General features: G+C 72.1%; 10 protein-coding genes and 1 pseudogene. 1 reads left to right on the top strand and 10 read right to left on the bottom strand.

The features are described from left to right. Positions 1 to 39 precede the first annotated feature (39 nt). From OG861_RS25790 to fmt, 9 genes and pseudogenes are all read right to left on the bottom strand, one after another. Positions 40 to 261, bottom strand: a complete 222-nt coding sequence (locus OG861_RS25790; RefSeq protein ID WP_031145007.1) for a CarD family transcriptional regulator — start codon at positions 259 to 261, stop codon at positions 40 to 42. Between the two features lie 106 nt (positions 262 to 367). Continuing rightward, positions 368 to 1,381, bottom strand: a complete 1,014-nt coding sequence (locus tag OG861_RS25785) for a sugar-binding transcriptional regulator (RefSeq protein WP_329202042.1) — start codon at positions 1,379 to 1,381, stop codon at positions 368 to 370. Between the two features lie 112 nt (positions 1,382 to 1,493). After that, positions 1,494 to 2,192, bottom strand: a complete 699-nt coding sequence (rpe, locus tag OG861_RS25780) for a ribulose-phosphate 3-epimerase (protein WP_329193621.1) — start codon at positions 2,190 to 2,192, stop codon at positions 1,494 to 1,496. 109 nt (positions 2,193 to 2,301) lie between these two features. Further along, complete coding sequence (locus OG861_RS25775; protein WP_329193623.1) at positions 2,302 to 3,756, bottom strand: DUF6177 family protein; 1,455 nt, start codon at positions 3,754 to 3,756, stop codon at positions 2,302 to 2,304. Between the two features lie 257 nt (positions 3,757 to 4,013). Then, positions 4,014 to 4,661, bottom strand: coding sequence for a pentapeptide repeat-containing protein (locus tag OG861_RS25770; protein ID WP_329193626.1), 648 nt, complete (start codon positions 4,659 to 4,661; stop codon positions 4,014 to 4,016). Continuing rightward, positions 4,642 to 6,846, bottom strand: a complete 2,205-nt coding sequence (locus tag OG861_RS25765; protein WP_329193628.1) for a hypothetical protein — start codon at positions 6,844 to 6,846, stop codon at positions 4,642 to 4,644. The genes OG861_RS25770 and OG861_RS25765 overlap by 20 nt, the downstream gene beginning before the upstream one ends. Before the next feature lie 58 nt (positions 6,847 to 6,904). Further along, a pseudogene (locus OG861_RS25760) lies at positions 6,905 to 7,309 on the bottom strand (DUF6507 family protein); the annotation flags it as partial. A gap of 206 nt (positions 7,310 to 7,515) precedes the next feature. Continuing rightward, positions 7,516 to 9,024, bottom strand: a complete 1,509-nt coding sequence (locus tag OG861_RS25755) for an RsmB/NOP family class I SAM-dependent RNA methyltransferase (protein ID WP_329193630.1) — start codon at positions 9,022 to 9,024, stop codon at positions 7,516 to 7,518. Between the two features lie 73 nt (positions 9,025 to 9,097). Next, a complete protein-coding gene (gene fmt / locus OG861_RS25750; RefSeq protein ID WP_330261870.1) occupies positions 9,098 to 10,042 on the bottom strand; it encodes a methionyl-tRNA formyltransferase in 945 nt (314 codons plus the stop codon). A gap of 248 nt (positions 10,043 to 10,290) precedes the next feature. Here fmt and OG861_RS25745 point away from each other — a divergent pair, with 248 nt between their 5' ends. After that, on the top strand, positions 10,291 to 10,824 hold the full coding sequence (locus OG861_RS25745) for a hypothetical protein (protein ID WP_329193634.1): 534 nt from the start codon (positions 10,291 to 10,293) through the stop codon (positions 10,822 to 10,824). 244 nt (positions 10,825 to 11,068) lie between these two features. Here OG861_RS25745 and OG861_RS25740 read toward each other — a convergent pair whose 3' ends face one another. Then, complete coding sequence (locus tag OG861_RS25740; protein ID WP_329193636.1) at positions 11,069 to 13,201, bottom strand: primosomal protein N'; 2,133 nt, start codon at positions 13,199 to 13,201, stop codon at positions 11,069 to 11,071. Positions 13,202 to 13,211: the final 10 nt, after the last annotated feature.

Below are 13,211 nucleotides of genomic sequence, written 5' to 3'. Positions count from 1 at the left end.
GGAGAACCGGGCCGTGGAGAAGCGGGGTGTGAAGACGGCTTAGAGCGCAGCCATCTTGGTGTAGGGGCTCAGGATGCGTTTCTGAACCGATCCGAAGTCGACGAGGACAGCGATCCCCTCCTCGATACCGACGACACGGCCGAGGCCGTGCTCGTCGTGAGTGACCCGGTCGCCGACGCTGAACTGCCGGAGCGGCGGTTCCACGGGGGCCTTGAACGGGCTGGACGGCAAATGGCGGCGAGGTACTGCTGACTTAGTCATTGGGTCCAGTATGCGCCCAGCGGGCCGCCCCGCGGTCCGCCGTTCGGATCTCAATTGCGGCACCATCCGCTCCGGGACGTCCCGGAGGCGGACCCCGCGGCCCCGCTCAGTCGTCGGGATCGGCCCGTTCCAGGGCCGGGCGCAGCCCCGGCTGGGATTCCGTCAGCAGGTAGTCCGCCACGGCCGTGTCGGTGACCAGGCTGGTCACGAGACCCGACCGGAGCACTGCGCCGATCGCGGAGGCCTTGCGCAGTCCGCCGGCAATCGCCACCACCTCGGGGATCCGGCGCAGCCGGTCCGCCTCGACGGTGATGCAGCGCTCGCCGAGGTCCCGGCCGACCCGCCGGCCCTCGGTGTCGAACAGGTGCGCGGACATCTCGGCCGCGACGCCGAGCGAGGCGTAGTGGGCCCGCTCCTCGTCGCTGAGCATGTCGTGCACGGTCGAGATGCCGGGCTCCCACGATCCGATGGACACCGCGGCGACGGTCACCTTGTCGAAGTACTCGAAGGCCCGCGCGATGCCCGTCTGGCTGCGCAGCGCGGCCGCCGTCGCCGGGTCGGGCAGCAGCATCGGAGCGTAGATCGGGTGCGCGTCCCCGCCCGAGACCTGGGCGGCCCGGCGCACGGCCTCCACCGAGCCCCGCTCCGCCGTACCCGCGTCGTACACACCGGTCAGCTGGACCACGGTGCACGGCGGCAGCCGGTGCAGGGAGGCCGCCATGTGGATGGTCGAGCGGCCCCAGGCGAGACCGAGTACGTCGCCCTCGTTGACCAGCTCGCCCAGCAGGTCGGCGGCGACCGCGCCGAGGTTCTCCGGGTCCGGGGCGTCCTCGGTCGCATCGGCCGGGGACTCGACCACCACGGCGTGCCGCAGCCCGTACCGGGCACGCAGCGCGTCGGAGCGCTCGGCGTCCAGCTCCGCGGGGACCCTGATCTCGATCCGTACGAGGTCGCGTTCGAGGGCGGTCTCCAGGACCCGGGCCACCTTGAAGCGGCTCACGCCGAACTCCTCGGCGATCTGGATCTTGGACTTGCCCTCCAGGTAGAAACGGCGCGCCATGGCCGCCGCCTGCACCAGCTCCGCGGGTCCCATCCGCAGGGCTGACCGTCCCGCCGACATTGCAGACACCGCGTTCTCCTCACTGCTGTTCACACTCTCGACTCGCCGTTCATCCTGTCAGATCCGACGGCCGTTGATCAGCCCGTACAGCCCTCGTTCACCGAGCTGTTCATCAAGCCTTGGCCCCGTGGTCGCAAGCCCAGGGCGCGGCCGCGATCGCCGCGCCCGCCTGCTCGCGCAGCGTCCGTACGGCGGCGGCCGGATCGGGCGCCCCGTAGACCGCGCTCCCGGCGACGAAGACGTCCGCGCCGGCCTCGGCGACCCGCTCGATCGTCGACGCCGAGACCCCGCCGTCGACCTGGAGCCACAGCTCCAGCCCGTGCTTGGCGATCATCTCCCGGGTACGGCGGATCTTGGGCAGCATGATGTCGAGGAAGGCCTGACCGCCGAAGCCGGGCTCGACGGTCATGATCAGCACCATGTCCAATTCGGGCAGGATGTCCTCGTACTGCTCGATCGGGGTGGCGGGCTTGAGCGCCATGGCCGCCCGGGCGCCCTTGGCCCGGATCTCCCGGGCCAGCCGCACAGGCGCGGCGGCGGCCTCGGCGTGGAAGGTGACCGATCCGGCTCCGGCCTCCACGTACTGCGGGGCCCAGCGGTCCGGGTTCTCGATCATGAGGTGCAGATCGAGCGGAATGTCCGTCGCGCGGCTCAGGGACTCCACGATCGGCACGCCGAGCGTGAGGTTGGGGACGAAATGGTTGTCCATGACGTCGACATGCAGCCAGTCGGCCCCCTCGACGGCCTTCGCCTCCTCGGCGAGTCGGGCGAAGTCGGCGGACAGGATGCTGGGATTGATCTGAACGGCCATGCCCCAAGCGTGCCATGCCCAAGCCCACTTCCGGCCACGACCCCGTAAGTCCCACACCCCTCAGCCGTGCTTAACAGATGCGCCCGCTCACTTCACACGTCCTTAACCCTCACCCTGCGTTCCCCGCCATCCCTCCCAGCGGCGGCGCCCCGCGCAAGTGGCGCATGAGCTGTTCCAGGGCGGTCCAGCTTTCGGCGCTCTCGCCGTCGCCGAGCGGGTAGTAGTAGCCCGGCCGGCCGCCATGGCCCAACCGCACCGGCGGTTCCTTCAGCGGCGTCCTGCCCGCCGTGTCGCGCCCCGCCTGGGCGACCTCCGCGGGTCCCAGCACGAACGCGTACGGCAGCGGCGGGGGCTCGAAGCGCGGCGGCGCGCTCAGGTCCCGGCGCGCCTCGCGCACCTGGCACATCATGGTCTTGAGCCCGTGCCGGGTCACCAGCTCGTCGGCCAGCTCCGGCAGTGCCTCCAGGGCGGGCTTCTCACCGCGGCCGTGGCCCACGGTGAGGGTGACGTCCTCCTCCACGCCCTCCGGGGTACGGATCACGCGCAGGGTGGCCATGGCAGGGCGGTCCGGGGTGCCGACGACCACCGTCCAAGTGGGGCGGGGAGCGCGCTCGTACGCCAGCTCGGTCAGCTGCCGCCGCGACCAGCTGAGCCCGGCCGGCTCCGAGGTCCCCCATCCGGCCGGCGGGCTGCCGGTGAGGGCCCGCCAGGCGGCCTCCACCGCACCCCCGAGGACGAGGTCGGCCTCGGCGCGGTGCAGGGTACGGAAGCTGACGATGAGCTGACGCTCGCCGGTGGGCCGGTACCCGTCCGTGAAGGCGTCCGCCACCGGGGTCTCACCGCTGTCGCCCCGATCGGGCCGGAAGGCGCCGTCCTGCCACTCCAGTACCGCGCCGGTCAGCCCGTCGTAGTACCCGCACCGCTCGTCCCGCACCACCCAGCGCGAGGGGGTGGACTGCAGCAGCATGCGGGTGGGCAACGAAAGGCGACAGTGCGGCGGGGTGACGATCTGCAGGGACCGGTCGCTCTCCACGGTGGCGCGCAGGGCATCGGAGAGCCAGCTCGTCATGGGGACGACCGGCCGGTCCTGGAGAACCACGGCGGCTTCGTCGGTGAGCATGTCGACGGCCGGCCGGGCGGCGGCGGGGACCGGTACCGCGGTGACGCCCGAGACATCGACGGGGCGGGCCGCGCCGACGGTGCCGGGGGCGTCCGGCGGCCACACCCGGCCGCCCAGGAGCATGGCCATACGGGCCGCGAACGCACCCGCGAGCCGCTCTGCCCGGGGGACGCCGACGGCGGCCCGAGCCTCGATCCACCAGGCCGGGCCGTCGCCGGACGGCTCGGCCCCGGGGCCCAGCAACCTGGACGCCTCGCCCGGTACCCGGAGCATCAGCGGCACCTCGATCGAGACGAGCGGCCGCCCTTCGGCATCACAGAGCTGCACCACGGCACCCTCACCGGCGGTCTCGACCCGCAGGTCAGGCCCGCCCGCGAGCAGCCCTGCCAGCACGCTCAGCGGGTCGGGCACCCTCTCGGTGAGCGCGATCACATCCGTGGTCATGCGGTGTTCCCCCTGGCTGCTTGATCATTGTTGTCCCCGAGCAGCGCCCCGGCACCTGGTTCTACCGGAGGACGGCACCTTCGGCATCGCACGAATGCATGTGTACGGGCTGTCGGCTGTCACCTACCACCCCCGAAACGCTCGGCTCGGCAGTCCCGGAGAACTACGGCACGTGGAGTGCGCTGCTGCCGAGGTTCCGAGTACGGATACCTCCGCAGACCATCCGCGTTCCTCTCCCGTGGGTTTCGGCCGTTGCGCTACCTGGGTGGCCGACGCGAAGGAATGACCTGCACATGACCGCCACGTGCAGCGATCCAGGCTTCGAGTTCCCCGCCGGCCAGCTCTCGGGACGACGCTCCGCTGAAGACGGTGATCGGGCCGAAAACCGTCCCGGCCAGGCCCCGCACCACCGTGGCATCGTCGACTTTGATCTCGAAGAGATTCTCATCAAGGACGGCATCGGCCAGATCCGCCCCCCTCATGTCGGTGTCAATCAGCGAAGCACCGAGGAATCTCGTTCCACGGAAGCTCGCTCCCGACGCATCGACGTCACACAGCGACGCCCCCACCATGTCGGCCCCATCGAGCCGCGCCGATCGAAGCACAGCCTCGTCCAAGTTCGCCCGGACGCAATCTGCTCCGGTCAGATCCGCCCCAGTCAGATCCGCCGACTGCAGGTCGGCCCGGTAGAAGGAGGCGCTGACAAACTTCACGCCCACGAGGACCGCATCGGTGAACCAAGCATTGGAGAAATCCCCGCCCGAAAGGTCGGCGCCCCGGAAGTCACTCCCCATGCCATTGAGGTTGTAATCCTCCGAAGCCAGCCACTCCTGCAGCCGCCGCGCCGCTTCCGGGTCAGCCGGGAACACCGCCGGATTCCAGTTCTTACGGATACCAGATGACACGATCTCCCCAACCGCGGCTCTCGACAACTGCCTTGACACTGTCGATCGCCGCTTGATTTGCATTCCGGACGTCAATGATGACTACACGCCCGCGTTTCTCAATCTGCTTCGCCAGCTGCTTGTTGACCCATGACTCGTTGTTGCCCGGGTCATACGCACCCTTGAACGGCTGGGACTTGTCTCGCACGTTGTTGAATGGCGGATAGTCGGAGTGAACACCCTTGATGTCATAGTATTCACCGGTGGTCTCGGAATAAAACTCACCCCTGTCCGGTATATCCGGACGGCGGATGTCCGCCGGGAGCCGCCCACTCTCTCGCAGGTCGAGGCCGACTCGGGCCTCATCCATCGATCTGTCATCGACCTGGTTCTTGTGATCCGGGTCGTGCTTCAAGTGATCGAATTCCTCTGGAGCCCGACGTTGCACGTCATCGAGATGACCCCAGTGCGCCGCCTTTTCCTCTGCTGTCAACTCCGGAATCGGCTCGTTCGCACGTCCGCCATGACCCGATCCCGCGTTCTCCGAGGTGTCCGGCGTCCCGCTACCCGTGTGGTCGTGCGTCTCCCCACTGGAGGCGTGGTGCTGCACATGGCCCTCGGCGCTGCCACCGGATACATGATCCGCATAGGACCCACCGTTACCGGGCGCGTGTGCACCTGGGCCGTTGCCCGAGCCGCCACCGGTCGAATGGTCCGCGGCGTGACCGCCCGTGGAGGGCGTGTTGTGCGGCCCCCCACCGCCGGCCGGGTGTGCACCGTCGCCCGGGTGCATCGAGGTCGGGCGGGATCCGCCGGCCGGGTGGCTCGTGCCGTTTTCCATGCGGCCCGGGCCACCCGCGCCTTCGAGGACCTTCGGCTCTTCCATGGCCGGGGCGGTCTCGTGCTCGTGGATGTTGGGTAGGTCGCTCTTGTGCGGTTCCCTGACGGGTTCGGTGTCCGGGACCACGTTGCCGTGCTCGTCCCTGATGTGCCCGTCGTCGCCGATGACGCGCTTGTTGCCCGCGTGGTCGACGTAGTCGCGCCCGGGAATCGCGGGTGCCTCGCCAGGGTGCGGCGAGGTACCGGAGGGCATGCTGCGGGCCATGTCGTCGACGCCCGCACGGCTGGCCCTCAAGCTCTCCATGAGGTCGCCGACCTTGAACTTGGTGACGACGGCCGCCTTGCCGAGGTAGCTCATCGGGTCGACGAGCGCCCCCGCCTTACCCAGCGCGGTCGCGGCCTCCGCGGCCGCGCCCAGCCTTCCGGCCTGGCCGGCCTTGCCGAGTTTGAGCAGCGTGCCCGAGCCAAGGGTCAGGGCGTTGAACAGGACCGTCCCGGACGCCCGCGAGGGATTCTTGTCCCACTCGTCCCACGCGACCAGTGACTTGCCGAAGTTGCGCAGGGCCGCCTTCTGCTTGTCGGTGTCACTGTGGTCGACCGGGCCGAACATCTTGTCCATCGCCCAGTCGTACGGGGTCGCGATGTAAGCGCTGATACCACCGAAGACGTTCCCGATGCCTGACCACGTCTTCTTGAAGTTGTCCCAGTCGAACACGTTGACCATGCTGCCCAGGCCCTTGAGGGTGCCCCAGACACCGTCGACGAAGAACCCCTTCAGCACACCGCCGGTATGGTCCTTCGTCCACTCCCACGCGGCCCGCAGGCCCGTGTACTCACGTTCGTCGGCCGTCCCCCAAGGCGTTTCCTTGGCGTCCTTGACGTCGCTTTCCCTGAAGCCGTACATGCCGGTCTTGTGCGACCCGTCATCGACGACGAAGTGCGTGCCGCCCACCAACGCAGTGATCTTGTTGGCCGCATCGCGCTCGACGCCCTGGAATGCCACCCACGTCGTGCCGACCTCGCGGACCAGACGCGCGTTCTCGTCGATCTTGTGCTGGTCCTGCTGCCAGTCGTCATCGTCCTTGTTCTCCGCGACGAACTTCTCTGCGTCCGCACGGAGTTGCTTCATCTTGCTCACCAACGGACGGGCACTCGTCGCGAAGCTCGTCAGCGCGCCGCTGACGGATTCCAGCTTCTTCGCGAACTCGTCGGCCTTGTCCCGTACCGGGACCGTCGAGTTGAGCAGCTCTTCCTGCTCGGGCGCGTCGTAGACGGCATCCAACGCCTGAAAGGCGTTGTGCACGTCCTTGCCCGTACCTCGAATGCCGGAGGCAGTCGTCTTCAGCGAGGCCGCATGCGTCTCCAACGTCTCCAGATTGCCGGTGAAAGTCGGTATCTTCCCCAGATCGCTTCTTGGGGCCCTTCAACTCTTCCGGAGTCGGAGCCTTGGAGTACTCCTCCTGCTTGTTCTTCGCCATCGCGAGGTCGCCCTTGAGGTACTCCTCAGTGGCCAGGCGCACCCCGGTGACGGACTTCCCCGTCCGGACCGGAAGGAATTTCACGTCGTTCTCCGTGTGCTGCTGGAACTCCAGCAACGCCTGCGCCACGGGGCCGAACGCGCCCTCCTTGGGAATTTCGGTCCCGCCCAGGACCATCGTGCCCGCCCACGTGGCGGCGCCGACCAGACCGTCCCCGTACGCCGTGAACTCTTCCTCGAACTTGCCGCCGGCCTCGACGGTCTTGTTCAGGACTCCTTGAACGCCCTCAGGCTTTATGTCCCACGTCGACACGGTGCCCCCCGTTCTGCACGTCCCGCACTGACGTTCCATGTCTATCAACTACCCATTGCCGTCTGCAAAGTGAGTTTCGATCAGATCGGCACCTGTTACGGAGCAGTGACACTCTCTGCGGGGTCGGCCGTCACCGGCACACCTTTGCGTCGTCGTCGGACGGCTCGCCCCGGCACGGGCGGCGGGGCCTCCCCGCCCGTGCCGACTGCGGCCGGGCGGAGGGCGGGGGGCTGCCGGGGAGGGCGCTACGCCGTGCGGCGCAGGAGGGCGAGGTACATCGCGTCCGTGCCGTGGAGGTGGGGCCAGAGCTGGACGTCCGGGCCTTCGCCGAGGGCCGGGACACCCGACATGTACGGACGGGCGTCGATCAGTTCCGCCGACACCCGCGCCGACGCGCCCGCGCCGCGGCCCTTGAGGACGTCGTCCACCACGACCCGGGTCTCCGCCAGGTGCGGCGAGCAGGTCGCGTAGCCGACGACGCCGCCGACCCGCACCGCCGACAGCGCCTCGCGCAGCAGCCCGCGCTGGAGCGGCGCGAAGCCCTCCAGGTCCTCCGGCCGGCGCCGCCACCGCGCCTCGGGGCGCCGGCGCAGGGCGCCGAGGCCGGAGCAGGGGACGTCCACCAGGACCCGGTCGAAGGATCCCGGCAGCCACGGCGGGCGGGTGCCGTCCGCCGCGATGACCTGGTACGGGCCGGGGTTGCCGGCCAGCGCCTTCTCCACCAGCCGCGCCCGGTGCGGCTGCTTCTCGGAGGCGAGCAGGAACGCCCCGCGCTGCGCGGCCAGCGCCCCGAGCAGGGCCGCCTTGCCGCCCGGGCCCGCGCAACCGTCCAGCCAGCGCTCGTCACGGCCCTCCACGGGCGCCGCCGCCAGGGCCATCGCCACCAGCTGGCTGCCCTCGTCCTGCACACCGGCGCGGCCCTCGCGCACCGCCTCCAGCGCGCCCGGCTCGCCGCCCTCGGCCATCCGTACCGCGTACGGGGACCAGCGCCCCGGCAGCGCCGACTCCTCGCCGACGGCCTCCAGCAGCTCCTGCGGCGTGGAGCGGCCCGGGCGGGCGACGAGGGTGACCTCGGGCCGCTCGTTGTCGGCCTCCAGCAGGTCCTCGATACCGGCGCGGCCACCGCCCAGCGCGTCCCACAGGGCGCTGACGACCCAGCGCGGGTGCGAGTGGTACACCGCGAGGTGTTCCTCGGCGTCGTCCTCGTAGGGCGGCGCGACCCGCTCCAGCCAGCCTTCCAGGTCGTGCGCGGTGATCTTGCGCAGGACTGCGTTCACGAACTTCGCGCGCCCGTCCCCGAGCACGACGCGGGCCAGCTCCACGCTCGCCGACACGGCCGCGTGCGGCGGGATCCGGGTGCCGAGCAACTGGTGCGCGCCGAGCGACAGCACGTCCAGCACCGGCGGGTCGACCTCCCGCAGCGGACGGTCGATGCAGGCCTTGATCACCGCGTCGTACGTGCCCTGCCGGCGCAGCGTCCCGTACACCAGCTCGGTGGCCAGCGCGGCGTCGCGCGCCTGGAAGCTCTCGTCCTGGCGGGCCTTGCGCAGCAGCGGCGGCAGGACGAGGTTCGCGTACGCGTCGCGCTCGTCCACCGCCCGCAGCACCTCGAAGGCCAGCAGCCGGACGGGGTCCTTCTGCGGCCGGCGGTAGGGCTTGCCCTGCTTGCCGCCCTGGTTGCCGGACGGCTTGCCGTTGCCGCCCGCGGCGTTGCGCCGGGGGCTCTGACGGGGCTGACGGGGCTGTTCGCTCACGTGAAAGGTGCTCCGGTTGTACGTGGTGCTCGGGGTGTGTCGACAGAGGTGGTGGGGTTCGGCGCGGCCGGTATCAGCCTACGTCTGCTCCGCCCAGGCGCTCGCCGGGCGCGATCCGCACCCCGCGCGCCCAGTCGGCGCCCTTCATCGGCTTCTTGCCCTGGGGCTGGACCCAGAGCAGTTCCACGGCGTGCGAGCCGGTGCCGACGTGGACGTTGTTCTTGGCCGGGGCCAGCACGCCGGGCTCCAGGTCCGTGCGGTCGGGCACCGGAGCGACCGAGATCAGCTTGAGGCGCTCCCCGCGGAAGACGGTCCAGGCGCCGGGTGCGGGGGTGCAGCCGCGCACGACGCGGTCGGCGCGCATCGCGGGGGCCTTCCAGTCGATCCGGGCGTCCTCGACCGTGATCTTGGGTGCGAGGGAGATCCCGTCGGTGGGCTGCGGCACGGCGCGCAGGGTGCCGTCCTCGATGCCGTCCATGGTGGCGACGAGCAGGCCCGACCCGGCGAAGGCGAGCCGGGTCAGCAGATCGCCGCTGGTGTCGGTGGGCCGGATCTCCTCGGTCAGGTGGCCGTAGACCGGCCCGGAGTCCAGTCCCTCCTCGATGAGGAAGGTGGACGCGCCGGTGACCTGGTCACCCGCCATGATCGAGTGCTGGACGGGGGCGGCCCCGCGCCACGCGGGCAGCAGCGAGAAGTGCAGGTTGACCCACCCGTGCTTGGGGATGTCGAGGGCGCTCTTGGGGAGCAGCGCCCCGTACGCGACGACCGGGCAGCAGTCCGGCGCGATCTCGCGCAGCCGCGCCTGGAACTCCGGGTCGCGCGGCCGCACCGGCTTGAGGACCTCGATCCCGGCCTCCTCGGCGCGTTCGGCGACGGGACTGGCCACGAGCCGGCGGCCCCGCCCGGCCGGGGCGTCGGGCCGGGTGACGACGGCCGCGACCTCGTGGCGCCCGGAGGCGATCAGGGCGTCCAGGGCGGGTACGGCGACCTCGGGGGTGCCTGCGAAGACGAGCTTCACTGGGTCCTACCTCGCTATCTCGGCTGTCAGCAGCGCACCAGTCTATGGGCCGCGCCGCGCACGGCCCACTCCGTGCGCCCGGGGCGTACCGCGGGACGCGCGCCTCTCGCATATGCCGACACGCCCCCGGAGCGTGACCTGGACGACCGCTGACGCGTTGGTCAAGAGAGATTGACCGAAACGGGCCGCGATCGAGAACGGTGTCTGCGGCCCGATCCGCTCTTAAGCACGGTTCGAGAGGCTTCTTCATGGCCGACCACGCCACCCACGACGCCCAAGCACGGGCCAGCCTGCATCTCCTGGTGCGGGACATCGAGCGGGTCCGCCGGCAGGTGGATGCTCTGCGCACGCTCACCGCCCAGCTCGGCAACGTGTACCGCCCGCGCCGCTCCGGTCCCTCCACGGGCTTCGTCGTCTACGGCAGGGCCCCCGCCCCCACCGTCCGGCTCGCGCAGGAACTGCGGGACAGCGTCGAGACGCTGGTCACCGCCGCGGTGGACTTCGACCGCTCGCTCGGCTTCTCCTGGGACGCCGTCGGCTCGGCGCTCGGCGTCACCAAGCAGGCCGTGCACCGCCGTTACGGGGCCCGGCGCGCCCAGGCCGCCGAGCCCGTCGAAGTGGCCGCCGACGGGACGACCACCACCCGGACCCTGGCGCCGCTCCCGACCGTCCCGGCGGCGCGCTCCGTACCGCCGCAGCCCGTGCGCGAGGAGTCGGCCGCCGGGGCACAGGGTGCGGCGGCCTCCCGGTCGCCCGCGTTCCCCGGCCCGCGCAACGGCTGACGCGCGGCCTGCCGCCGGGACGCCGACCCCTGACGGCCGGGCGCGCCCAGCCCTGACCCCGCCCCCCGGCGGAGCAACCCTCCCCCGAGGCCGCTCCCGCAGGGGGGCGGCCGCCTGCGCGGGACTCCTGCACGGCACGTCTCGTCCACGTAGGCGGACGTCTCGTCTGGGTCGGTGGACCTGCCCGACACGCCTGCGCCGGACGCCTGCGCGGCACGCGGGCCGGCCCCGTCGGCGCCGCCCCTCAGCCGATGTCCGGCGGGTCGATCCTGATCCGGACCGATTCCGCGGGCGTCACCCCCCGCGCCAGCCGGGCGGCCTGCGCGTTCTTGAGGGCCCTCGCCAGATCCGCCCCGCTGCCGGGCCGGACCCTGATCAGGACCCGCTCCCCCGGCGAAGGCTCCCCGCGCCGGCCCGGCAGCGGCACCGGCCCCAGGATCTGCGCGTCCGGTGGCAGTTCGGCAGCGGCGAGGAACGCCTCCAGTGCCTCGGGCCGTCCGGCCACCGCCGCCATCCGCGACACCGGCGGGAAGCCCAGCTGGGCCCGCTCCGCGAGCTCCCGCACCGCGTGTCCCACCGGGTCCCAGCGCACCAGCGCCTGCACCGGCCGCAGCGTCGGCTCGGCGATGACCACCACCTGGCCCTCCCCCCGGACCAGCGAGGCGGCGCCGATCCAGCGCCGCAGCGCCTCCTCCCCGGCCCGCAGGTCTGGCCGGCCCAGCATGGCCCAGCCGTCCAGCAGCAGCGCCGCCGCGTACCCCGCGCCGGACGCGACGGGCTCCGCCCCGGGGGTGCACACCACCAGTGCGGGCCGGTCCGGCACCTCATCCAGTACGTGATCGCGCCCGGAGGTGCGCACCGGCACGGCGGGGAACGCCCGCCCCAGCTCCTCGGCGGTGCGCCGCGCGCCGACCACCCGGGCCCGCAGCCGGAACGACCCGCATTCCCCGCAGTGCCACGACGGCTCCTCGCGCCCGCACCACCCGCACCGCAGGTCCCGCTCGTCCGGGGCCTCCAGGGGCCCGGCGCAGGTCCGGCAGCGGGCCGGTTCCCGGCAGCGTTCGCAAGCCAGCCGGGGCACGTACCCCCGCCGGGGCACCTGCACCAGCACCGGTCCGGCCTTGAGGCCCTCGCGCACGGTCTCCCACGCGAGGCTGGGCAGGCGCGCGGCCCGGGCGGCCTCGTCCCGCGCCAGCAGTTCGTCGCCGACGGTCCTGATGCGGGGCGCGCAGGCCCGTACCGTCTCGCGGTCGGCGACCAGCGGCCGCGCCCAGCCGGACTCGACGAGCTGGGCGGCCTCGACGGTGCAGCTCGTGCCCCCGGCGAGGAAGGCGCAGCCGTCGGTCACCGCGCGCAGCTCCAGCACCTCGCGGACGTGCGGGAACGGCGCGCGGTCGTCGCTGTGGCTGGAGTCCCCGTCGTCCCAGACGGCAACCAGTCCGAGGTCCCGTACGGGTGCGAACATCGCGGCGCGGGTGCCGATGACGGCCCGTACCGAGCCCCGGCTCACCGCGAGCCACTGGCGGTAGCGCTTCTCCGGCCCGGATTCGGCGGTCAGCAGCGCGTGCCGCCCCTCGCCGAGCAGGGCGGTGAGCGCCGCGTCCACCCGGGCGGCGGTCCGCCCGTCGGGCAGGACGGCGAGGGCGCCCCGGCCGGAGGCGAGGGTGGCGGCCATGGCCAGGGCGAGTTCACCGGCCCAGCCGGGGCCGGGCAGGGCCGTCCACACGGCGCGGGGAGCGCCCCCGCTCGCCAGGGCCCGCAGGAAGGCCGGGCCGGCCCCGTACCGCTGCCAGCTTCCGGGCTCGGGCGCCGGGGGCGGCGGCAGCGGCTCCGGCGAGGGCTTCGCCTCGGCGCGGGCGCTGCGCGGGGGCAGGGCCAGCTGGAGGACGTCCGCGAGGCTGCCCGCGTACCGGTCGGCGACGGCCCGGGCGAGCGCCAGCAGGCCCGGGGTGAGCACGACCTCGGGAGAAACGACCTGCGCCAGGGCCGCCAGGGCCCCGTTGTAGTCGGACTCGGCGCGCCGCTCGATGACGAAGCCGTCGATCAGTCCGCCGCCCTCGCGGCGCCCGCCGTGCACCTGGTGGGCGCCCGCACCGAAGCGGACCCGGACCCGGACGCCCGGCTGCGCGGCCTCGGCCAGCTCGGCGGGCACCGCGTAGTCCCACAGCTGGTCGAGGTGGAGCACGCCCTTGTTGACCAGGACGCGGGCGACGGGCAGTTCCTCGGCGAGGGCCGCCCCGCGCCAGGTGCGGGGCTTGGCCTTGGGTGCCTTGGCCTTCGCCTCGGCCACGATGTCCCGGATGAGCGCGAGCTGCTCCGGCGGGCCGCCGGGATTGCTCTCCCCGCCCCGCTGATCCGACTCGTCCGTGCTGCTCACACCCGCATTC

It is taken from the genome of Streptomyces sp. NBC_00539 (assembly GCF_036346105.1).
Taxonomy (GTDB): domain Bacteria; phylum Actinomycetota; class Actinomycetes; order Streptomycetales; family Streptomycetaceae; genus Streptomyces.
This window is presented reverse-complemented; position numbering and strand designations above follow the sequence as displayed.